The 21,573-nt window shown below is 36.7% G+C and carries 26 protein-coding genes and 1 pseudogene; 5 read left to right on the forward strand and 22 right to left on the reverse strand.

Annotated elements, in window-relative coordinates:
- Nucleotides 1-194 precede the first annotated feature (194 nt).
- Both H539_RS30585 and H539_RS0103195 read right to left on the reverse strand, forming a co-directional pair.
- Nucleotides 195-1,187: a VanZ family protein gene (locus H539_RS30585; RefSeq protein ID WP_081415773.1), complete on the reverse strand. Its 993-nt coding sequence runs from the start codon at nucleotides 1,185-1,187 to the stop codon at nucleotides 195-197.
- A gap of 311 nt (nucleotides 1,188-1,498) precedes the next feature.
- On the reverse strand, nucleotides 1,499-1,996 hold the full coding sequence (locus H539_RS0103195; protein WP_026692317.1) for a GNAT family N-acetyltransferase: 498 nt from the start codon (nucleotides 1,994-1,996) through the stop codon (nucleotides 1,499-1,501).
- Between the two features lie 422 nt (nucleotides 1,997-2,418).
- Between H539_RS0103195 and H539_RS0103200 the strand changes: the two genes are divergently transcribed.
- Nucleotides 2,419-3,447, forward strand: coding sequence for an STAS domain-containing protein (locus H539_RS0103200; protein ID WP_051348419.1), 1,029 nt, complete (start codon nucleotides 2,419-2,421; stop codon nucleotides 3,445-3,447).
- 350 nt (nucleotides 3,448-3,797) lie between these two features.
- Here H539_RS0103200 and H539_RS33375 read toward each other — a convergent pair whose 3' ends face one another.
- From H539_RS33375 to H539_RS0103225, 3 genes are all read right to left on the reverse strand, one after another.
- A complete protein-coding gene (locus H539_RS33375) occupies nucleotides 3,798-4,022 on the reverse strand; it encodes a YetF domain-containing protein (protein ID WP_425414691.1) in 225 nt (74 codons plus the stop codon).
- Complete coding sequence (locus tag H539_RS32565; protein ID WP_026692319.1) at nucleotides 3,931-4,122, reverse strand: YetF domain-containing protein; 192 nt, start codon at nucleotides 4,120-4,122, stop codon at nucleotides 3,931-3,933. Before H539_RS32565 ends, H539_RS33375 begins: the two co-directional genes overlap by 92 nt.
- A 743-nt stretch (nucleotides 4,123-4,865) precedes the next feature.
- A complete protein-coding gene (locus H539_RS0103225) occupies nucleotides 4,866-5,774 on the reverse strand; it encodes an alpha/beta fold hydrolase (protein WP_026692320.1) in 909 nt (302 codons plus the stop codon).
- Between the two features lie 297 nt (nucleotides 5,775-6,071).
- On the opposite strand from H539_RS0103225, the gene H539_RS0103230 reads away from it, so the two are divergent.
- Nucleotides 6,072-6,443, forward strand: coding sequence for a cyclic-phosphate processing receiver domain-containing protein (locus H539_RS0103230; RefSeq protein WP_026692321.1), 372 nt, complete (start codon nucleotides 6,072-6,074; stop codon nucleotides 6,441-6,443).
- A gap of 520 nt (nucleotides 6,444-6,963) precedes the next feature.
- On the opposite strand, the gene H539_RS0103235 is transcribed toward H539_RS0103230, so the two are convergent.
- From H539_RS0103235 to pssA, 3 genes are all read right to left on the reverse strand, one after another.
- Entirely contained in the window at nucleotides 6,964-8,400 is a 1,437-nt protein-coding gene (locus tag H539_RS0103235) for a DHA2 family efflux MFS transporter permease subunit (RefSeq protein ID WP_026692322.1), read from the reverse strand.
- A gap of 252 nt (nucleotides 8,401-8,652) precedes the next feature.
- Nucleotides 8,653-9,078, reverse strand: coding sequence for a MarR family winged helix-turn-helix transcriptional regulator (locus H539_RS0103245; protein WP_026692323.1), 426 nt, complete (start codon nucleotides 9,076-9,078; stop codon nucleotides 8,653-8,655).
- 493 nt (nucleotides 9,079-9,571) lie between these two features.
- Nucleotides 9,572-10,063, reverse strand: coding sequence for a CDP-diacylglycerol--serine O-phosphatidyltransferase (gene pssA, locus H539_RS0103250; protein ID WP_026692324.1), 492 nt, complete (start codon nucleotides 10,061-10,063; stop codon nucleotides 9,572-9,574).
- A 246-nt stretch (nucleotides 10,064-10,309) separates the two neighbouring features.
- Here pssA and H539_RS0103255 point away from each other — a divergent pair, with 246 nt between their 5' ends.
- The 3 genes from H539_RS0103255 to H539_RS32715 all read left to right on the forward strand — a co-directional run bounded on the left by H539_RS0103255 (nucleotide 10,310) and on the right by H539_RS32715 (nucleotide 11,674).
- Nucleotides 10,310-10,906 (forward strand): DedA family protein, encoded by a 597-nt coding sequence (locus tag H539_RS0103255; protein WP_026692325.1) that lies wholly within the window; start codon nucleotides 10,310-10,312, stop codon nucleotides 10,904-10,906.
- 101 nt (nucleotides 10,907-11,007) lie between these two features.
- Nucleotides 11,008-11,274, forward strand: a complete 267-nt coding sequence (locus H539_RS32710) for a hypothetical protein (RefSeq protein WP_245602112.1) — start codon at nucleotides 11,008-11,010, stop codon at nucleotides 11,272-11,274.
- Between the two features lie 67 nt (nucleotides 11,275-11,341).
- Nucleotides 11,342-11,674: a phosphatase PAP2 family protein gene (locus tag H539_RS32715; RefSeq protein WP_245602113.1), complete on the forward strand. Its 333-nt coding sequence runs from the start codon at nucleotides 11,342-11,344 to the stop codon at nucleotides 11,672-11,674.
- Here H539_RS32715 and H539_RS0103265 read toward each other — a convergent pair.
- From H539_RS0103265 to H539_RS0103340, 14 genes and pseudogenes are all read right to left on the reverse strand, one after another.
- Nucleotides 11,615-12,238: a TVP38/TMEM64 family protein gene (locus H539_RS0103265; RefSeq protein ID WP_026692326.1), complete on the reverse strand. Its 624-nt coding sequence runs from the start codon at nucleotides 12,236-12,238 to the stop codon at nucleotides 11,615-11,617. The genes H539_RS32715 and H539_RS0103265 overlap by 60 nt on opposite strands.
- 131 nt (nucleotides 12,239-12,369) lie before the next feature.
- On the reverse strand, nucleotides 12,370-12,627 hold the full coding sequence (locus H539_RS0103270) for a toxin-antitoxin system YwqK family antitoxin (protein ID WP_026692327.1): 258 nt from the start codon (nucleotides 12,625-12,627) through the stop codon (nucleotides 12,370-12,372).
- 61 nt (nucleotides 12,628-12,688) lie between these two features.
- Nucleotides 12,689-12,861, reverse strand: a pseudogene (locus tag H539_RS32720) (ATP-binding protein); the annotation flags it as partial.
- Nucleotides 12,862-12,865: 4 nt separating this feature from the next.
- Nucleotides 12,866-13,600 carry a DedA family protein gene (locus tag H539_RS27675; RefSeq protein ID WP_245602114.1) on the reverse strand — a complete coding sequence of 245 codons (735 nt, stop codon included), beginning with the start codon at nucleotides 13,598-13,600 and terminating at the stop codon, nucleotides 12,866-12,868.
- Between the two features lie 44 nt (nucleotides 13,601-13,644).
- Entirely contained in the window at nucleotides 13,645-14,778 is a 1,134-nt protein-coding gene (locus H539_RS0103280) for an MGDG synthase family glycosyltransferase (protein ID WP_026692328.1), read from the reverse strand.
- 752 nt (nucleotides 14,779-15,530) lie between these two features.
- The gene (locus H539_RS0103290) at nucleotides 15,531-16,028 is read right to left on the reverse strand and encodes a P-loop nucleotide/nucleoside kinase family protein (protein WP_026692330.1); all 498 of its coding nucleotides are present in this window, start codon (nucleotides 16,026-16,028) and stop codon (nucleotides 15,531-15,533) included.
- Between the two features lie 450 nt (nucleotides 16,029-16,478).
- On the reverse strand, nucleotides 16,479-16,940 hold the full coding sequence (locus H539_RS27680) for a hypothetical protein (RefSeq protein ID WP_155889930.1): 462 nt from the start codon (nucleotides 16,938-16,940) through the stop codon (nucleotides 16,479-16,481).
- Between the two features lie 519 nt (nucleotides 16,941-17,459).
- Nucleotides 17,460-17,972, reverse strand: a complete 513-nt coding sequence (locus H539_RS0103300; protein WP_026692332.1) for a DinB family protein — start codon at nucleotides 17,970-17,972, stop codon at nucleotides 17,460-17,462.
- 134 nt (nucleotides 17,973-18,106) lie between these two features.
- A complete protein-coding gene (locus tag H539_RS0103305; RefSeq protein ID WP_026692333.1) occupies nucleotides 18,107-18,472 on the reverse strand; it encodes a nuclear transport factor 2 family protein in 366 nt (121 codons plus the stop codon).
- 456 nt (nucleotides 18,473-18,928) lie between these two features.
- Nucleotides 18,929-19,402: a GNAT family N-acetyltransferase gene (locus tag H539_RS0103315; RefSeq protein ID WP_026692334.1), complete on the reverse strand. Its 474-nt coding sequence runs from the start codon at nucleotides 19,400-19,402 to the stop codon at nucleotides 18,929-18,931.
- A 168-nt stretch (nucleotides 19,403-19,570) separates the two neighbouring features.
- Entirely contained in the window at nucleotides 19,571-19,804 is a 234-nt protein-coding gene (locus tag H539_RS0103320; RefSeq protein ID WP_026692335.1) for a hypothetical protein, read from the reverse strand.
- A gap of 473 nt (nucleotides 19,805-20,277) precedes the next feature.
- On the reverse strand, nucleotides 20,278-20,556 hold the full coding sequence (locus tag H539_RS0103330) for a hypothetical protein (protein WP_155889931.1): 279 nt from the start codon (nucleotides 20,554-20,556) through the stop codon (nucleotides 20,278-20,280).
- 113 nt (nucleotides 20,557-20,669) lie between these two features.
- Complete coding sequence (locus tag H539_RS27685) at nucleotides 20,670-20,894, reverse strand: hypothetical protein (RefSeq protein WP_051348420.1); 225 nt, start codon at nucleotides 20,892-20,894, stop codon at nucleotides 20,670-20,672.
- Between the two features lie 107 nt (nucleotides 20,895-21,001).
- Complete coding sequence (locus tag H539_RS0103340; RefSeq protein WP_026692337.1) at nucleotides 21,002-21,538, reverse strand: DUF1572 family protein; 537 nt, start codon at nucleotides 21,536-21,538, stop codon at nucleotides 21,002-21,004.
- Nucleotides 21,539-21,573: the final 35 nt, after the last annotated feature.

Raw genomic sequence — 21,573 nt, forward strand, 5'->3', positions numbered from 1 at the left:
CGCCCTTCAAACAGAGTATCCTTTTTTTGACTAACCCCTCCTTAAGTAAAACAATAAAAAAAGCCGCCTAAGCAGCCTAGTGTTCTTCTACTAACGCACCCGTTAATTTAAGTGAAATAAATCATAATAACAAAAACGAAAGTAAGGTACCCCTCTCGCGGATAGCATATTTTCGTTTCTTTGTTGAGGTCTTGTTAGAATAATGTTTTTATTTTTTCTCTTATATTGTTTATAACTTTTTGTCCTGTGTTTACCTCTGTAAGAGTAATATCCCACATCACAGCATTTGTAATTGGATTGGAGTCCTTGTTAATTATTTTTATGGTAAGGTCATTTACGCCATCTAAAGGGATTTGAAAATCCTCCTTGCCTGTGAATGATAACCCTAACGAATAAATAACTGTTCCGCCACTAATGAATTCTATGTCACTACCTTCTGTGCTTGCAGCGTTAATTACATCGTCCGGTATGGCGACATAGCCTGTTATGTTTTTATATTTACCATCTAAGTGATACGTGAATTCATTGTTTTTCGTATTATTTCTACTATACAGATTTATTTGAGGCTTGACCTCTTTCCGGTCTACTTTAAAGCTGGACAAGCTTTCATCCCACTGTACAGACCCATCTTTTAAAATCAGTTCATTCAGAGCTAGGGTTTCCCCTCCCCCTTTTTCTAGATAATTATTGATACCGCCAATAATTATAATCGTGCCAAGGGCAAGTACAATAGCAATTAAGATTATTTTGCAAATCCCTTTTGGTTTATCTCGGTCACCGGTGACTATTCGCTGTGCCGCAAATCCTACCACAGCACCTAATGAATTAATTATGATATCGTCTACATCAAAAGCTCCTAAACCAGAAAACATTTGTAGGGTTTCTAGTATTGTTATAGACAAAATAAAAAGGCTTATAAAGCGTCTAAAGCTACATCGAAACAGGAGTGGAAAGATAATCCCAAAAGGGATAAAGGCTACAAAATTTCCAACCTCAAAAAACCAAATTTGAAAGTCTTTACCCATTGGATAATGCAATGGAATTATTTCAGGTATTAAATTAAATCGTATCCCAGAGTCTTGCCCCAAAGAACCTCTATTGAAACCAAGAAACAAGAAATAGAAGGTCAAAGCCGTATATAATGTTAACAACACAATCGTTATTTTCCGCAAATTTCCTTGATACATAATTACAATCCTTTCTTTTCTGGATAGTGAGTCTCGTCTACAGGAGAACTCGAAACTTTAGAGGAACTTGAACATTCCCCTAACGCCACAATGATTAAAGTAAACTTAAACTCCATAATAACCCTCTCGCACTCGCACGTTTTCCAATTATACGATTAATTAAACAGTGTTGATTGTGGAGTTTCAGTTTTTTATCAACTCTATTTTACTAATTCTTGTTGAGTTAACCTGCCCGTTAGTAAAACAAAAAAAATCTGCCGAAGCAGCAAATGATCTTCAACTAACGCACCCGTTAGCTTAACAAGATAGCACTATAAAAGTTTAGACATATAGTATTCATCAACAAATTCACCGTCAATGTAAAGCGAATCTCTTTTTGTCCCTTCAATATCAAATCCCATTTTTTTATATAACCGCAATCCAGCCTCATTACGAGTTACTACTGATAATTCTAAACGATGAATACTATGTTCCTTTGCCCAAATCTGTAAATGTTTAAATAGTTTTGTCCCTAGCCCAATCCCTCTATATACACTTAAGATACCAACAACAAGATATGCGGAATGCTTATTTCTTTTGGCGTTGCCACCGATGGCAATTAGGTATCCAACTAATTCATCATTTACCTCTGCCACAACTATAGTTGAATTACCCTCTTTTTTCATAGCTTCTATTCTATGTCCTTGTTGTTCAGGTCCAATGTTCCGTTCACCTGATTCAAAAAGCATATATTGGGACTCACTTTCAACTCGCTTAATCAAATTTACTAATCTTTCTGCATCATCAAGTTTTACTTTTCTGATTATCATTAGAATCTCCCATTAACTTCTTTATTCGATATTATACAGTATCTTTTTGAACTACTCCTCCGTTAGTTCAACAAATCAATAAAGCCAGCTAGAAATGTAGCTGAATCTTCAACTAACGCACCCGTTAGTACAACAAGGAAGATCTGAATAATGTGATAGGCTGGAAATAACCACCAACGTTCCTGGATTTGAGCGGAGGGGGTTGTTTTTCGTTCTAAAAAATATGATCAGGGCAATCAAGGCGATCATCTTATTTTCCCTTCTCTTATTATCGATGCAGTAAAGTCAGGTAGATTTGAATAGCCTCTTTTGTGGTTGGAGCTTTGAGAAAAAGCAAACAGCCTGCAGGTTAAAAATTAGTATCCAGCACATTTATTTTGTAAAATACATATAAAATTACTTAAAAAATGAGGCTGAGGCGATTGGTTAAAAAAAGTGTCAAGGTACAGGTCGAAAGTAATGAATTTGAATGGAATGCAGAAGAGGGGCTATTTACATTTGATGGTGCGCCTGCCCTTCTTTTTTGGGACTCAGCCATTGAATTGTTCTTGAAAACAATAGAAGAGGTTTCTGGCTGTGATGTATCCAAAACCGTTTTTGAAGCAACTGGATATCGAATGGGGCATTTAGTCAGTTCCTATTATGAAGGAAGAAGCAATATTGAAGATCTTCTTGTTGAATACAGTGACATATACAGGAATGCTGGCTGGGGTAATGTAGAGATTGCCTATTATTCCTTTGAAGAAAAACGTGCATTGATTCGATTAAGGAATAGCTGGGAACATCGGATCTTTAATAACACTGATAAAGAGAATGCAGGTGTTATACTGCCAAGTCACTGGGCGGGCGTGTTTACAGGGTTATTTAAACAAAACGTCTGGTATAAAGTGAATAAGTCCCAGCTCAAGGGCCATGAATATGATGAGATTGAGATTTTCCCATCCAATATGACAGCAGCAAGAAACATCCATCAATTATCGAGGCAGAAGGAGCAAGAGAGCATCCAGAGCCTGGAACAGAAGGTAAAAGAAAGGACTGAAGAACTCTCATCTCTTGTGATGGAACTCTCATCTCCTGTAATACCCGTTCTGGAAGATGTCCTTGTTATTCCGATGGTCGGGAAGTTTAATGAAGAACGAATGTCCATTATGATTGAAAGGTCTTTGTATGAGCTATCCAGCCAGCAGGCTCAATTCCTTTTGATTGATGTGACAGGTCTTTCACATTTCGATAACTATGTGATTTACGGGATACAACGGTTAATTCGTGCAGTACGGCTCCTGGGTGGAGAATGTTATCTTGTTGGCATTTCTGCTGCCCTAAGCATTCAGTTTACAAATTCTAATCTTGTGGATATGACAGGAATGAATACCTTTTCTACACTGCAGAAGGGTGTAGAATATGCCATCGGCCAAATTGGTTATGAGTTCGTAAAGAAAAAGGGAAAGTAAGCCTCCATTAACGGCGTGACATGGAAATCATGGCGATGACAATCAGCGTTACTAATATGTAAATCTTTTTTCAAGTAGGCAGCCCCACCTCCATACACATCTGTAATCAATAAGAAAATAAAAGAACAGCGGAGAATCCGCTGCTCTTTTACGTTGATTGCATTTTCCAATCAACCTCTCCATCACTTTCACTCTCCACTGTTGAATGATGCTCTAGTCAATAATAAAAAGGATCACCTAATGATTTTTGATTTTGCACATCAATACAAAGAATCATTCAATGCCATATTTCCCGTGGGTTTCTTTATTAGTAATGTTTTTTTTAGATATATACAGATTTTTAGTGTTGTCTACTCCAGCATAAAAAACTTCTGAACAATCTTTGATTTTTTGTTTACTAAGTTAGATGTTAGCCACTTTATATCTAAACCAGCACTTGTTAAGTTCTCCTCCATTATATCCCCATCAATGATAATATCCTTTTCAATACCTGAACTTGTTGTTTGAATGTTCATACATATCATAAGGAGTAAGTGGCTTTTTATCTGATTTGAATAATACAGATAAATCACCATTTGTTTCCATTATGGTGAATTCTACGTCTGCAACAATAAAGGCATTTTTTCCTCTTAATTTCATCTTTAATTCATTTATAGTCAATCTAATTTTCTTCATGTTTTCACCACAATGATTCCATTTTCAACTAATGTAACCGGTTCGGAATTGATTAGCTTCCTTAATTTGAAGCTTTTCAAGCTTAAGTAACCAGTGAATACTGTCAAAATGGCAAATAATATTAAGGCAGTAGGCTTATAGTGTGGGAAATTGCTTATCAATAATATCATTTGCGACTATTGACCCCATTGAAACACCCATAACAAAATCAAAAAATTGATTTGTGATATAAGTTTTGTACCGATTTTTCGGGTTAAAAATAATGCTAAAATGTATATTCCAATTCCTTTTAGTTTTATGAAGAAAACATTTCCCATATATGAACTACCTACCTCAGTTATAATTTTTTTCTTATGAGGTAGTATTTGAGAGGGGTTAATTGGATATTCATTTTCAATGTAAATAAAATCTATTGATAGTTTTAATGATTTTATTTACATTGAAAATCGGATCAGTAACAAAATATACCCCCTATATGTATTTAAATAGTTGAATTTTGAATTATAAATAGGCATCTTCTAGTTTAACCTGCCTCTTAGTGACATTAAGAAAAGAATGTCAACAGTGATAGCAGAATCCTAGCTCTCGCACCCGTTAACGCAATCAAGCGCTTCAGCTTATAATGCTCCCCCCTTCATATATATTTCAATAAAGACAATGATTACTCCTGATACAACAAAAAGGGACAGCCGGCAGCTGCCCTTTTTCAACTAACGCACCCGTTAGTTAAATAAGGTATTCATTTAAACAAACGTTCGTATTTGTACAGAAATTCTATTTATTGACTCTATAATAACCTCTGGATTATCAAGATGTATGGAGTGTGTGGATTGATCAGCAAATATTAATGTACTATTTCTAGATAATAGTGCTTGTTCTTTGATTAACTTATGCCACTCTTCTTCAAATATTTTAATCTCGGGTTCTGGTATGCCTTCATTAATACCCAAGGAGATATTATAATTTTTGTCACGACCAATAACTATTAAGGGGATATTAGGAAACGAACCTAAATCCTTAATTATTTCAGCATCCCTTTTCCAGTTTTCAATTTCGGATTTCATAGCTTTATATAAGTTAGGATTGATTTGAAATTCAATTAGCCTTTCTTGAATTCTAGGAGAAAGTTGCTGCTGTTTTTCTGTTACGGTTGGATTTAATAGTTGTTTTAGATCCTCGGATCTCATTTTAGAGTAATGTTTGCACTTTTCTTTCCATACCTCATCAGTAGATTCATCATTTAATATCGGTAAATCTAATTCGTCTAATTTTCTTAAAACCACAGAAGTAGAGTCCACTAATAACATTCCAGCAACTAGTTCTGGATATAGTTTAACGAAGTGCTGTGCACATAGACCGCCGTATGAGTGTCCTACTAACAATATAGGCTCCTTAACTCCCAAACAGTTTAATAATTCGATTATCTCTCTAGAGCTTACTTCCGTATTTCGTGTCTCGCTTCCAATTTCACTATTACCTAGTCCAGGTCTATGAAACATAATTACTTTATAATTTTTGCCAAGGATTTCTGTTACTTTATCCCATTCATCGAAGGAACATCCCATTCCTGTAAGGATAAGTAGTGTTGAACCTTTATCACCTTTATGTAAAACTTCTATTACCTTACCGTTTATAGATACATACTTTAACATAATCCACCTCTCCTTCTAGTTTAACAGGAAATGAATGGAATATGTGTATTGTAACCGTTGTAAAGCTCCAATATAGTGAATCATCAACTAACGTACGTACAACCACTTTGTTGTTTAAATTTCTTCTTCCACTAAAGCACCCTTTAGTTTAATAAGCACACAAGTTTTTGTTAGCTTTAAAGTCTAATATGCCCTCGGTGTTTCAATGTTGTGTTATACTTAATATATAATCTATTTTATTCAAGGAATATCCGACTTTTCTTAGTCAACCCTTGTATGAGGGAAGGAGTTTAAGAAATGGAGACAATTAGTGTATTCCTGGATGACTATCGCAAAGCACCTGATGGCTATGTGTTAGCCGAGACCATTGATGAGTGTGTAGTACTATTGAAAAACTTTGATATTAAACATCTCTCTTTGGATCACGATTTATTAAATAAAACCAGAAATGGTTTTATGCTTGTTCAAAAAATGATTAAGGAAAAACTATTCGCAAAACGCATAACTATTCATTCTGCCAATTCCGTTGGCGGTAAAGCTATGTACAACAGTTTAAAACAAGCACAACACGACTTTATAATGCCCCCTAGCATTATTGTATCCTTAAGACCATTACCGCTCAATTTCTTCCCGCCAAAGGTTCTTCAACATTATTTGGAAATACAGTAAACCCTCATTTACATTTCAACCCTGGATTTTCGTTATTTATTCAATCAGTCACAATTCCGAACTATATTATAAATAAAAACAAGGAAAATAGAAAGCAATTTTAAAGTTTGCAAGTGCTGTGGACTTTTTTCTTTTGTATACTCTTATTAAATTAACCTTCACAGTGAGAACAATAAGAAAAACGCTAAAGAATCCCTCTTAACTACCCTGCCCGTTAGTGAAACAACAAAATGCCCGCCTAATCAGCCGAGGAATCTTCAACTAACGCACCCATTAGTTTAAGTACATTCCTTCACAAACTTGTCTTTTGCTATTTCTTTTATTACAGGAATGCCGCCCATTAACTAAATAAAGAAAGGGCATTGATCCTTCTTGGATCAATGCCCCAGTTTGTTTAAGGAAGTTCTTCACATGAGCATCTTCGATTGATACCAGCACATAAAATTCCAACCGACACCACATTTTCCCTTCCATTTAGTGTAACGTTCTTAATAGATATCGACAATTCGCTGACAACACATCAATGTGGTGAATGCACCGCTTCGTGGCTGACTACGACCCGGCGGATGAAGAATGCTATGACAACGCCAATCAGTGCTATAATCATCGCAAACAGGAACACGTTTTGTGATCCAGCCGTCATCGCGTTTGCAATTTCAGCCTGTTTAGCCGGAGCGGAGGAGCCGTGCAAGTATTTGTCCATACCGCCCGTAAGAATGCTGATTGCGACCGCTGTTCCAATTGCGCCTACCACCTGCTGCAGAGTGTTCATGACTGCCGTACCGTGTGGGTATAACTCCGGCGGCAATTGATTTAGCCCGTTCGTTTGAGCAGGCATCCATATCATGCCTACCCCAATCATGAGTCCAATATGCAAAGCCACGATAAAAGCCACTGAAGAAGCAGGAGATAGTGTAGTAAAGAACCATAACATAACTGCAACGGTCACGAGTCCGGGAATAACTAGCCATTTCGGCCCATATTTATCGAACAAGCGACCCATGCGCGGGGAGAGGATGCCGTTTAACGCGCTGCCCGGCAAAAGCATGAGTCCCGCAGCGAAAACAGACAGACCTGCACCCGTCTGCAGAAACATCGGCAGGATAATCATGCTAGACATCATGATCAACATACACGACAGTATCAGGAGCAGCCCGACGACGAACATTGGGTACTTGAAAACGTTCAGATTCATCATCGGATCTCTCATAACGTTCTGCCGCAATATGAACAGCACCAGCGCGACGAGTCCTACAATGATTGAAGTGACCACAACTGCGCTGCCCCAGCCTTCAGATCCTTCGCCTGCCTTACTGAAGCCGAAGACAATTCCTCCAAAGCCAAACGTTGAAAATGCTACAGACAGCAGGTCAATCCGGGGCTTAGTGACATCAGAAACATTTTCCAGGTACTTAAGCCCTACCAACAACCCAATAATCAGGAACGGCAGAGAGAACCAGAAGATATAATGCCATGTTAAATACTCGATTAATAGACCGCCAATGGTCGGGCCGGTTGCTGGCGCAAACATGATAACAAGTCCAACGAAGCCCATCGCCGCCCCCCGCTTTTCCGGCGGATATATGACAAGAATGGTATTGAACATGAGAGGAAGCAACAATCCCATGCCTATTGCCTGTAAAACTCTAGCGAACATCAACATTTCAAAAGTGAAACCGAGTGCCGCAATCAATGTACCTATGATTAAGCTAATTAGTGAACCTATGAACATCTGCCTCGTCGTAAACATCTGCAGCAGCAACCCGCTCATTGGCATTAAAATGCCAAGAGTCAGCAAGAAACCGGTTGTTAACCACTGTGCGGTTGCAGCTGAAATGTGGAATACTTCCATTAAATTAGTCATTGCTATGTTTAGAGCGGTCTCGCTAAACATTCCAACAAAACCGCAGATAAGTAACGATGCCAATATGGCACGCGTATTGTATTGTTTCTTCATTGTATATCTCCTTGTAAATCTATTTAATTAATAATAGTTTATTTTTTGGCAAATCCTTGTTTATTTAAATACTCAATTGTGAAGGGCAGTATGCTTCTTTCCAGATGATCTTCAATATGATCTGTCCATCCTTTGACTTTTTTCACTGTGAAAGGTACTCTAACAGGACAATTTTGGTAATACTCAGCTTCTGTTGGTCATATGTTGCCAATTGAATTTATTTAGCATGCTAAATATCAACATAGAGAAAACTTAAAACAAGTTTCTCTCCATTCGCTTCATAAGTTCCCCTAAGATTAAGCGTTCTTCCGGTAAGATTGAATGGAGTAATTTTTCTTGCTGCTGTTTCCATTTAAACTCAACCGGTTTCTGTAATTCTTTGCCTTTATCTGTTAGATAAATTCGCATAACCCTTGCATCATGTTCATCACGTTTACGATAAATAAATCCGTTTTGCTCTAATGATTTAACCATATTTGTTATCGTAGGCGGTTCGCATTTTAAATGTTCACAGAGTTGCATTTGTGTTACCCCGTCGCCTACCCACAAACGAGAGAGCAAATTATCTTGACCTACATAAATATTAAGTTCTCTTAGACTTTCATCATAATCTCGACGCATTTGAAATGAAATTCTGTCTAACGACTGACGAATTTCGCAATCGACCATATCGTTCATAGGTATGCCCCCACTACTAAAAAGTATTTAGCAAGCTAACTATATCATGGTGGAAATTTAGTTGTCAATTTAAGAAGCCTCCTCACATTTTATCGGTCTGAATTTATCTAGAAGGGAGGTCAAAGGTATATATCCAATAATAAGTTGGAACCCTTGATCTCCATCAGCTATTTCACACTGAAATGTCCAGATTCTTTTTATTACTCCGTTTTACCTAATTGAGTAATTTTTGTTACATTGAATAGGCAGGGCCATAAGTTCAAGAAAAATCCCAATGAATAAGATTAGATAACTATAGTGTTCAAATAAACATAGCTACCCCAAATTTTTCAAAAGAAACTCTACGATATAATCCCTCAATTTTAGAACAACTTACTATATGGCACGCCTTTAAATTAAATTTTTATCGTATTAAGTCAAATGGTTAATGGTAGAATAAACATCTATATCCCATTTATCCGGATGGTGATTAGGTTTTTAAAAAAATTTCAAATCAAAGTTTTTTTACCCTAATTGGGCTTACCATTAGGAAAGCGAGTATTAAGGTAATCCACGCATTGCTATATAAAAAGAATCCCATACCCGCCAAAGGTAATCCAGCAGCTGGAATAGGTAATCCGCTAAAGTACCCAATGGTTGGTTTAACATTGAACCTGGCTAGCCTCAAGGCTCCCATAATGGGGAAAAGGATAAATGCCAATGAAGTTAAAATGGAGGGTGATGCTAATGAATGAAATATTAGTGCAGGTGCGACACCGAAACTTACAATATCAGCCAAGGAATCCAATTGCACACCAAATTCACTATTCACCTTTAAGCTTCTCGCAACCCTTCCATCTAATAGATCGAAAAATGCTGAAATAAATATTAAAACAGAGGCAACTTCCATAAAGCCACTCATATTAGATGTGATTGAAAGGACGCCGCATAATAAATTCCCCATCGTAAATAAATTAGGTACAGCCCTTGTGATTTTATTGAACAAGCTATTCACCTCGTAATCAAGAATTTCCCGCTTTATTTATCATACCCATACAACATAATGTAATAGCAGTAGATTCCATTCAAATGAACGTATTAATTGAATCTTAATGTACTTTTATGGGAACAAAAGAAATAGGAGTGTTTAATAGTTTCATTTTAGTGATAAAGTCATCTGCGGGATTTATACGGCAAGAATAAATATGATCTTTCATTTAAAAGGGATGAATGCTAAGGAGGTATTAAGTATTTGGAGCACTTGAATTTTGCAATTGAACATTTCGGATACCTCGGAATCATTTTAGTTTTAGTCGGAGGAATTATTGGACTCCCTATACCCGATGAAGTCCTTTTAACGTATGTAGGTTACAATGTGTCTCAGGATAAATTATCTTTTTTCCTTTCAGTATTGAGTGCTTTTATTGGGGCAGCGGTAGGCATTTCTCTCAGTTACTACATTGGCTTTAAATTGGGTTTACCTTTAATAAAAAAGCACGGGTCGAAAATTCATATTAGTGAAGAAAAAGTCAATAGAACTCAGAGACTGTTCCAAAAAATTGGCCCTCCTCTTCTATTAATTGGATACTTTATTCCTGGTGTACGCCACCTGACTGCATTCGTTTCAGCCTTGAATCGGTATCCCTTTCGTAAATTTGTTGGGTATGCGTACAGCGGATCGTTGATATGGGTGGTTACATTCATAACATTAGGTATGAAACTGGGAAAGAAGTGGAATTTGGTTGAATTTTATGTTTCCAAATACAGTTTTTATCTAATATTATTTTCTTTATTGGTATTTGCTTGTATTGTTTACTTTTGGAAACAAAAGACTAAGGAGGAAAATTAAACATCTAAGAAGATTCAGGGATGAGGTACACTATGAATTTAAAAAATCAACTAGCGGTTGCGTTTATTATTAGTTTGTTAGCTCTATTAGGATTTTGTGTTATGGCTGTTTTCGTTAGCATGCACACCATTCTCGCACTCGACGGCACCATTATTTCTTTTGTACAGGGTTGGGAAGCACCGATGTTAACCACAATCATGAAGGGGTTTACGTTCATTGGCGGAACGACATCAGTGGCCGTGATATTTTTTTTAAGCCTGATTATCCTTTATAAAGTTTTTAACCATCGTTCTGAACTGATTCTGTTTACCGTGGTGATGGCAGGTGCAAATGTTCTTTTCATAACGTTAAAACTATTGTTTACATAGAGCACGACCTGATCTGCATCGTTTGGCCGAGGCGACAAATTATAGTTTCCCGAGCGGTCACGCCACGATGGCCTTTGCTTTATACGGAATTTTAACTTTCTTATTATGGAGACACATTTCATCCAGATTGGGAAGGACTATATTAATTATTGTTAGTATCTTGATGATACTTGCAATTGGAATTAGCCTCATTTATCTCGGTGTCCACTATCCAAGCGATGTCCTGGCTGGATATTTTATCAGTACCTTCTGGCTTACTTTGGCCATTGGTTTTTATACTCGAAGGATTAGAGAGCTTATCTTTATTTCTTCAAGACATTTTTATCCAATTTTAACTCTGCTATGTTTTATGTACCTTCCGATAAACCCAAACAATGTTAATGACTACTATAATAACTAAATAAAGAGCGTACATAAAAACAGAAAACCACATATTATATCGGAAACTTGCTCCAGCAAAAGATAAAAATAATATGTTAGGTATTTTTCCAATAAGAGAAGCCAGAACAAAGACTTTCCAATTAACAGTACTTAAACTGCATCCAAGATTCACGACTGGTGCAGGAATAATGGGTATTAATCGAGCAATAAAAACCGCCATAAACGCATTGTCTTTAAGCTGATTCTCATATTTTTGTGCTTTTGGATATTTTTTTAACTTTTGTTGAGCCCATTTTCGATACCCATACCTCGTAAAAAAGAAGAACAAGACCGTTCCAATCATAGAGCCTGTAAGGGTAATAATACTCCCCTTCAGCGGACCGAAAACCGCTCCAATCGTACCAGCCGATACAGGGAAAGGTATGATTGGAAAAAAGACGCATAAAGAAAGCAATAGTAGACTCATCACCAGTGCGGGGGAACCACCATGGGTAATCATCAAAATAAGAGTGTTTTTTTCTTTAATTCCTAAACCTATAATAATAATGATAATAAAGGACACTATAATGATTTTTTTGACCATCTGGACTCACGAAAGGAATTTTTCCTTAAACCTCCTGAAATTATATCTCACAGTTCCATGGTGCCTGAATTTTCCACCCACATCCCGGCCGTGTCATTCTTCATGTATGTTGTGTAAGGAAAATCCAATTTTTATTGTTCAAATGGATGTGGGTTTTTACCATTCTTGTCATACGTTGTGCCTTTTAACTTCAGCCCATTTGTAAAAAACCCTTCAAAAATCACTTTACCTGTATCAGGATCATACAGTTTCCCCGGTCCTACTCTAACTCCTTGGCTATTCACACTGCCTTCATAAACCAATTTGCCATTTTGATACTGCTTTACTACCTTCTGACATCCAGCTAACATCATCATCATAATAATAAAGATTGCTAAAAAAGTCCTCAAAAAATCACCCTCTTGTTGACATTTTATCTAATAGATTTTTTAAATGAAATATGCATACCTCTTAATTAGATTCAGGATGCCTATTTTTTTGGAAGGCTAATATTACATTTGTTCCTTCCCCCTCTGCACTTAAAATATTTATATCACCCTTGTGTAATCTCATAATGCTTTTGGCGCGATATAAAGCCCTAAACCTGTTCCTCCAGTTTCCCTGCTTCTTTCCTTATCCACACGATGGTTAATGGAAAGGAGAATGAACAAAATCAATTCCATAATAGGGACTAACATAAGTCACTACTACAACAACCGGTAATAAAAGGAACACCTTTTCACATGCATGGAATACATTTAATGCTGTATTAATAAGCTGAATGGCAAAATTCTTTATTTTTTGTTTGTACTTTTTATAAATAAAGAAAACCACCAAAATAATAACTGCCATAGCACTTCCGATGATCAAGTATTTTTTTGCTGAAGCATGAAACTGTTCCCATTGAGGTCCTAATATCTTACCAAGGGTAATAAATACGGTCACCCAAAGAAAGGCACCGCCATATGCATATAGGGCGTAGATTCTAAATGGCAGCCTCGTAAGTCCGGAAAAATATCCAGTAATATGCCTAACTCCGGGAATGAAGTATGCTATGATAAGCAGCTTATTGCCGTGTTTACTAAACCATCGGGATGTATTTTTTATTCTTTCTGGACCCATATGGAAACGATGGCCATGCTTTTTAAAGAAAGGAGGCCCTAATTTATAGCCAATCCAATAGGCAAGAGTCATACCAATGGATGTTCCAACACCAGCGACTAAAATGCTGATTATCCAATTAAGATGTTGTTGGTATACAAGAAATCCGCTGTAGCTCATAAGAACTTCTCCAGGCAATGGAACAGCTATCATTTCGAGTAATAGTGCAACAAAAAGAACAATATATCCAAACTGGTCTATATAAGCTGTTATATTTGCCACGTACCTTCCTCCTTTCAGTGGACAACTAACAAATATAATTGAGTTTAAGCTTGCCGGCTTACCTTTTGATTATGATTTATCATCCAATTTATCAACTCTGTTAGTTTTTGTGGATTTTGTACTTCCATTTCATTTACATAGGTGTTTAATGAACGATTCCAATTATGCAAACGTTGTTGATTCATGAGTATACCGATCAATTGCTGGTCAATGGTTTCCTTATAATCAAGTTCGAAAATAAGACCTTTGTTCCTCAAATACTTCAGATTTATTTCCTCTTGTCCGGGAAGCATGGAATGAACGAAAATAGGAAGTCTTTTGTGTAAGGCTTCACTAATGGTGACACCCCCAGGTTTGGTTATGATTGCGTCTACCTCATCGTAGAGAGAGTTCATTTCTGACCTTGAGCTTAAATAAGGGAGTGGTTTGATATGACTAGCATCCCACGAAAGGATTTGATCATATAGTTTTTGGTTTTTACCACATAGCACTAGAAAATCAAAATGAGAAGATTTAATTAGCCCCTGAGATAACTTCTGTATCCCTCCTAATCCACTGTTCCCCCCCGATACTAAAATTTTGGGTTTTCCCGGACTTTTCGGCAATGCAGAGTTTTTGCTAATTTCTTCGTGTACAGGTATACCGGTTACTATCATCCTGCTTTCAGAAATCCCCTTTTTTCTTACCAAATTTTCTTTGACTTCTTGACTAGGAAGTAGATGTAAATCAATTCCTTCGACTCCCCAGATATTATTTATAAAGAAATCTGTATAAACGTTAACCACAGGTACATGGCATTTCCCTTTCCTCTTCAGCTGACTTATAAGACTTGAAGGAAACCCATGAGTACAAACGATCAAATCAGGATTTTCCACAGATAATAATTGCTCCATTTTTTTCAGGAATATATGTTGATACCATTTGAATGTATCGTTTGCGGCAGGGTCATAGAAAAAACTTTTATAGGCTAAATTATAGGTTTCAGGAGCAAAGCGAATCCATTTTAGATAGCTCCCGGTTATGACTTTTTCTAACGATTGATTCGTATAACTTAACAAGTCAACTTTTTTAATGACTAAACCTTGAGTCCGTTGTTTTAACATATCCATTAATGCGTCTGCAACTTGATGATGCCCTGACTGCATTCGTAATAGAGGTAAGAACAGAATTTTTTTCATCTCTTTCAACTCCATTTTAGCTAGACATAGCAAGATTATTTATTTTCAATAATTTATCATCTAAACTTCCTACTTAATTAATTTATCACTAATTTAGCCGAATACTCCTAAATTAATTGATTTTTAATGCGATTTTCAGATTAACTTTAGATGCAATCTTTATCTTTTAATTGGTTCTCAATAAAACAATAAACTATCTAGCTGAGATGAATAACCTATCAGTTAATGAATTTCAAGCTTATGTTAATTGGTGTGAGGGTAATAAAAGGACAAATCTCCCACTTCTTATTCACCGGGATAGGATAAACAATTTCTCTGAAGTATTCAGACTCTATCCAGCCGTAATATAGCCCTTTAGAGTCTTCATACACAATGTATTTATCCTTGTTGTTTTACATTGATTGGGTAAATCTTTATTCAGAATCTAAATCTCTATCTAAGTTTAAACGATATATATATGCTCAGTAAGCATTAATTAAAGTCCATTTCTACTAGACTCACGGAATGGTTGTTTTAGCTAGCGTTGTTTGGGTCGTTACCGCCACCCATTGTGTTCATTCTATTTAACTGGTTCAACTTCGCTAAGTGCTCTGCTTGTTGACTATCATCTGGAGATACTGCCCCATGTCGTTTATCCAAGTAAGCTGCTACCCCTATAATTAAAGAGCTGTGGGAATTACGAATATACCTAATAACCACCACATAATTATCCATCCTGTTTACTCTATTAACACGAATCATTGAACTCCTTGTTATCCTTTCCCGCTAAACTCCAAAATATTTAAACCCTCAGATTCTATTGGTGCTTCAAAAAAACTAGTAACATGAATAAACACCGCTTCCGTGTCAAATGCTGCTCTTTCAGGTTGTTTGTTACGCCTTTGTTCGATTTGACGTAAACATTGCTCGTTATTTAGATTTAAGAAAATCAGTTGATGATTTGCATGGACTTCTGCTGCCATATCCAAAAACCACTTACGCAATTTTTGAGTGTTAGCTGGGAAATCCATCACTACATCTGCACCAACACTTAATATGTTTTGGACATGCTTTTTCACCAACGGTTTGAGCTGTGCTGAGAATTTTAGATAGTCCTCAAATGATGCGAACTGATTGGGGTAAAGTGATGAAAGCCATTCATCCTCAGACAACAGTACGGCATTTTTTTCTATCGCCAATTGTTTTGATTTAGTTGATTTTCCAGCTCCCATTTTTCCACAGAAAAAGTATAGCGTCCCCAGTTGTTTCATATTTTTAACCCCTCCGAGCTTTATTTTAGTTTACTTCGTTAGTTCCCATAGACATTCTCCCTTATGAATATTTAGACATTAAGATTTATATCCAATTTACTCATTCTACCAATTTCATTTATATTCCTTCTTTAACAAACCTGCCCCGTTAGCACAACAACAAAAGGCAGCCGAAGCAGCCAACCGGTCTTGAACTAACGCACCCATTAGTTTAAGTGCAAACCTTCACAAACACCAAAAATCATTCAATAAGAAAAAGTATTACCCTTGATTAGCAGGTTGACGACAGCTCTGCTAGTACTAGCTCTAACATTTACTTTGCCCCTGGTTACACCAACGCTGGTACTGGGCCTTACAGTTAGATCAATTACTATTACACCAGACTAAAATAAGGCTGACCCAGAAGAATTCAATAGGTCAGCCTTTATTGGTTATCATTTTTATTTAGGTTTACGCATTCTCTTTACCGCCAAATTTGAAGCCGAGATGACCGGTGTATTTACCAAGTTTACCGCCAAGATGAGCGCCTATTCCTTGTCCACCGCCTAGCTGGCCGCCTGCCTGAACACCAAGACCGTGCTGGCCCCCTAAATGACCGCCTGCATGGACACCTATCCCTTGACCGCCGCCTAGCTGGCCGCCTGCCTGAACACCAAGACCGTGCTGGCCCCCTAAATGACCGCCTGCATGGACACCTATCCCTTGACCGCCGCCTAACTGGCCGCCTGCCTGAACACCAAGACCGTGCTGGCCCCCTAAGTGACCGCCTGCATGGACACCTATCCCTTGACCGCCGCCTAGCTGGCCGCCTGCTTGGACGCCAAGACCATGTTCTCCTCCTAAATGACCGCCAACATTGTAGCCAGTCCCCTGTCCGCTTCCCAAATGGCCATCAGCATACATACCTGCCATTTGACCTCCTATATGCCAATATCCTGGAGGATAAGTTCCATAATAAGAGGCGGGATAAGGATAAGAATAATAAGACTGAGGATAAGGCTGGGACCTATAGGGATAACTAAATGGATATATTGCCATTTTCCTAAACCTCCAATCAGATTCATGCTTTAGTTTATGCGCCATAAATAAAGTATGATACTTAGCTAAACGAAGACAGAAAAATGGGCAGTGGCCACTTGATTTTGCCAATTATAAAAGGAGTCCCAAAACTATGTGCTCGGGACTCCCATTCCTAAAAATGATCAATCATGTTTTTTTGCATAGTCAAAATCAAATTCGCATTCTTCCAGTTTTACTACCTTTGTCTTATTGATGGGGTATCGCCAACATTTCGGAAATTTTGTACGCTTAGCAAATTCAAACATTAAAAAGTCGAATTCCCTGTACATTAAGGAACCGACTTTTTATCTGACTTCTTCAAGTAAAGCACCCGATAGCGACACAAGAATTCCACTATGCATTTTCAAGTACTTAAAGGTATCTATCGCAAATTACCTTCAAATGATGTAGCTCGTGCCCAGCAATGATATATACAAATGCACGTGTCGAAACAGAACTTTCCCATACAGTTCCAGTGCGAATCCAAGCTACATCATCAATGGTTGAAATAAGGCTTAACGTGGCGGAGCGTACCATTCCTAAATCTACTTGTAGCTGGGACCAAGTTAGTTGATTGAAGTCAGCTGCTGAAACGTACAAATCCTGATTCATTCCTTGTAATGGCGTACTTTCATTACGTGCCATAGCAAGCATTCGATATGACATTACACGTTCCGTGTCCGACATATGTCCGATTACTTCCTTCAAAGTCCATTTACCTGGTGCATACGCTCTCACGGCAGACTCCTCGGATACGCTGTTCAAGAGGGCATTCGTTTTATTTCGTTGCCTACGAAGTATTTCCTCAATATCTCCATCTGGGACAAGACTAACATATCTATCATAATACTCTGGATATTCATTAGATAATGGTCTTGTACGCATAATACCCCCCCCAAGTGATGTTTTTTATAAAATTCGACTTTTGCTTATAATATACTTCTTATTACACAAACCTGCCCCGTTAGCAAAAAGACTATCGCACCAGCCTTCGGTCTATTAAACCTATCTGTGAGGTTTCACGTTGTAGAACTACAATGTCCTGAGATAATTTTCAATTCCCCGTTTCGATACTCCCAAACACGAGTGTAACAGAACTCGCCATTAATTGGCTCCTCCCCGAAAGTGCCAGTTAGAGCAACTCGCGTAACGGTTAAGGCAAGCGTATTTAAGAGTCTAATTCTTTGTTCCAAAACATCAATACCAGTAATTTTTAAGTTTCCTGAACGGTGGGCTTCAATATCAGCTTCTTTTGATAAAATTTGTCCCAAATCATTGACGAATATAAGGTCGTCAGCTATCAGTTCATCTAACATCTCCACATTACTGGATAGCATTGCTGTCTGAAGGGATTCTTCATAATCAATGATTTTGGATTCATTCACAATAAAACCTCCTTTTCCTATCGCTCTAAAGTACGAGTTTCAATTACATATAAGTTCTTTGTTCTTGTTCCATTATCCTGCTCCGTTAGTTTAACAAGAAAATAAACATCATCATTTAACAGAGCTTTTTTATAAATAACTCAATTAAATGGAAGTCCCGGTTAAATAAAAAAACCCTTTATTATTTTAAAGGGTGACATTAGTGGCTATAACCATTCTTAAGAAATCTATTTCTTTTCGAATTTGTTTTTTGTATCTCGGATTAGTGCATCTATTAAGGTCCATTAGAAGCCTACCAAGTTCTCTTTTTAGAAGAAATTGTTCTTGATCTTCCATTTAGTTCTCCCCAATGATGTTACTATTTTCAATGTCTTTTACCCTAATTTATGCTCTAAAAACCCAGAATTAGACAGATATACTTTAACTAACGCACCCGTTAGCATAACAAGAAAATTATTATTTTATTTTTTTTGACATTTTAAAATTAGCCAATTTAACCCCCTTTTTTTCCACAGTTTGTGAACAAACAATTTTGTAACCTAGTTGTTCAAAAAATGGCTTAGCTGTAATACTTGCTTCGGTATCAATTTCTAAAAGATTTAATTTCTTTGCATTAGATTCAAGCATATCAACTAAAGCTTTGGCTATACCTTGTCCTTGATAATCTTTATGAACAAATAGTCTATCTAAGTACCCACTATGTGTAAAATCGCTAAAACCAACAACTTTATCATTAACTTTAGCTACAAATGTTATATTTCTACTCAATGATTCCTTCCAAGATTTCATTTTAGATTCTTTTTCATCTCTTGGTGCCCAAGCATCCAACTGTACTTGGGAATAATCTTTTGAATTTACAGAATGAACTGTTTCATAAAACAAAGAAACAATCTCTTCTGTATCAGTGTCCTTAAACTTTATAATCTTCACTGTCTGTTATGCCTCCCCTTATTAGATAAGCATCCTAATAAAATTTCCACTCCAACTTCATCTTACATTATCCTGCTTCGATAGTGGAACAAGAAAAGAGGCTGCCGTAGCAGCCTCTTTATTTACCTAACGCACCCTTTAGTAAAAAAAATCAGATGGGTACGCATATTACTGAGTTAAATATGGAAGTAGGTCTTGAAGAGGTATCTTTATATAGTTTGATAGACCGCCGTCTTCTTCTTGAACATATAGTCTAACATCTAAACCCTCTATACGGTCTACAATTGTGTAAGAACCTTTATATTTAATTTCTGTACCATAAAGACTAACCTTCATATCCTCCAACTCTTTGTGCCTACTTAATATATCTTTGGCTAAAGCTAATTTTGATTTTTCTGTCATAAATTATTCTCCTTTTCTACCTCGTAGTTTGCGTCTACGTAAAGCTGCCAGCATAAAACCATCTATATTTAACTGACGCACCCGTTTGTTGAAGAAGAAATGAGCTGCCTAACGACTGCCCAATATCTTAATTCCATTTGTTTAATTAGTACTTTTAGGTTTTCTAAAAACCAGGTATGTAAATAAAGGCATTAACAGAGCCATAATTTCATCATTCTTGACGAGTAGATTATATAAGCCAATTCCCCAGATAAGCAAGAGAGAAATGAAATTTATTAAGATTCTTGACTTACTAAAAGACATTAATATCTCCTCAAATTATAAATTATTTTATACCTTCTTTAGTTGCTATCAACAGTGTGAATGTTAAGAATTGTTTATTCAACTAACCTGCCCTTTAGTTAAACAACACAAAAAAGGCTGCCTAAGCAACCATACGTTCTTCAACTAACGCACCCGTTACTTTAATATGGTTATTCCTCATTTAACCAATCAAAATCATCGTGAAGCATATCCTCTTGATCCTCTAGGGTTAAAGAATAATCAGAACAAACAATATCTAATTCTTTATAATCAACACCATAATCAATACCTAAATAAATATGCTTTAAAGCTTTATTTTCCTTCACTTTAGCAGGTATCCTGTCAATTACATTAGAGGTAATTAACACCGCTGAACGATAAAATTCACTCCACTCATTCCACACAAAACTATACGGAATGTTTGCATTTATAACATTATCAAACTTCAAAGTCCCTTTCTTTACACGATAAGTAAACCCGCCTTGTCTATCTATGCGAGATATGGGCTTTAAGATTTTGAATATAATACTTTTTTCACAATGGTTAATACATACTTCCTCAATCACTGTATCGTATAATTCAAGGTCATCATTACATCATCTGATAAGGCATTTATTAAGCCAATAAGTTTATTCCCTTCCCAAGCAGTTACTACGGAATGAGAACCAATCATTGCTTTTAAGAGTTCATCTGGATATTTTCCTGATTCCCATTCTACTGATGTGAACAATTCTTCTAAACTTTCCGCTGTTAATTTTTCTGTACTTTTTTTGTAGTGTATACTCATAAAAAAACTCCATTTCACTTAATTAATTATCGAACGATAATCCTCCGTGGATCTTCTCACCCGTTTTTTGTAAATTGAATAAAGTTAAGTAAAAATGATTATGTTGATCAATGGTACTGGCTAGTTATGTTTTCATCAATATCTATCATTAATTTTGAGAGTAGTACAATTTGCCCTGCGTGATAACCGTAGTGTGCCCCGACCTGAATAAGCAGACGGCTAATTACTCTTACATCATAGGTTTCATCTTCTGAGACGTTAACTCGATGCATTCTATTCCAATCAATAAGATCATATCGTATTATTACTTCCCTTATTAAATCAACTTCTGACAAGTTTGATAATATAAAAGTTGATTCAGCCCGTGTCCTCAAAAGTAAATCTATCAACTCATCTCTAGTCATACCGCCTTCGGTATTAAATTCCCCTTGAGATCGTTTTCTAATAAACGGTTTATTACCGATTGCACTTGCGAAATTTTGATATTCATTTCCTGCTAAATGTAAGCATAGATTCCCGACACTGTTTGTGGATATCTTCAATCTTTTCCAAATCATTTCATCATCGAGATGATTCAAACTCTTAATGATGCGGTGGAGTTGCTTATCCATATCTTCTAGCACATTACTTATTAGTTCCAGCATAATTTTACACCTCTTTTCGCTATATTTATTCTTTA

It is taken from the genome of Peribacillus kribbensis DSM 17871 (assembly GCF_000430765.1).
GTDB lineage: Bacteria > Bacillota > Bacilli > Bacillales > DSM-1321 > Paraperibacillus > Paraperibacillus kribbensis.

Coding starts and splice junctions, on each gene's coding strand:
- H539_RS30585 (WP_081415773.1), bottom strand. CDS start 1,187: ATGTATCAAGGAAATTTGCGGAAAATAACGATTGTGTTGTTAACATTA.
- H539_RS0103195 (WP_026692317.1), bottom strand. CDS start 1,996: ATGATAATCAGAAAAGTAAAACTTGATGATGCAGAAAGATTAGTAAAT.
- H539_RS33375 (WP_425414691.1), bottom strand. CDS start 4,022: ATGGTGATTTATCTGTATTATTCAAATCAGATAAAAAGCCACTTACTC.
- H539_RS32565 (WP_026692319.1), bottom strand. CDS start 4,122: ATGAAGAAAATTAGATTGACTATAAATGAATTAAAGATGAAATTAAGA.
- H539_RS0103225 (WP_026692320.1), bottom strand. CDS start 5,774: ATGTTAAAGTATGTATCTATAAACGGTAAGGTAATAGAAGTTTTACAT.
- H539_RS0103230 (WP_026692321.1), top strand. CDS start 6,072: ATGGAGACAATTAGTGTATTCCTGGATGACTATCGCAAAGCACCTGAT.
- H539_RS0103235 (WP_026692322.1), bottom strand. CDS start 8,400: ATGAAGAAACAATACAATACGCGTGCCATATTGGCATCGTTACTTATC.
- H539_RS0103245 (WP_026692323.1), bottom strand. CDS start 9,078: ATGAACGATATGGTCGATTGCGAAATTCGTCAGTCGTTAGACAGAATT.
- H539_RS32710 (WP_245602112.1), top strand. CDS start 11,008: ATGGCTGTTTTCGTTAGCATGCACACCATTCTCGCACTCGACGGCACC.
- H539_RS32715 (WP_245602113.1), top strand. CDS start 11,342: ATGGCCTTTGCTTTATACGGAATTTTAACTTTCTTATTATGGAGACAC.
- H539_RS0103265 (WP_026692326.1), bottom strand. CDS start 12,238: ATGGTCAAAAAAATCATTATAGTGTCCTTTATTATCATTATTATTATA.
- H539_RS0103280 (WP_026692328.1), bottom strand. CDS start 14,778: ATGAAAAAAATTCTGTTCTTACCTCTATTACGAATGCAGTCAGGGCAT.
- H539_RS0103290 (WP_026692330.1), bottom strand. CDS start 16,028: ATGAAACAACTGGGGACGCTATACTTTTTCTGTGGAAAAATGGGAGCT.
- H539_RS27680 (WP_155889930.1), bottom strand. CDS start 16,940: ATGGCAGGTATGTATGCTGATGGCCATTTGGGAAGCGGACAGGGGACT.
- H539_RS0103300 (WP_026692332.1), bottom strand. CDS start 17,972: ATGCGTACAAGACCATTATCTAATGAATATCCAGAGTATTATGATAGA.
- H539_RS0103320 (WP_026692335.1), bottom strand. CDS start 19,804: ATGACAGAAAAATCAAAATTAGCTTTAGCCAAAGATATATTAAGTAGG.
- H539_RS27685 (WP_051348420.1), bottom strand. CDS start 20,894: ATGAGTATACACTACAAAAAAAGTACAGAAAAATTAACAGCGGAAAGT.
- H539_RS0103340 (WP_026692337.1), bottom strand. CDS start 21,538: ATGCTGGAACTAATAAGTAATGTGCTAGAAGATATGGATAAGCAACTC.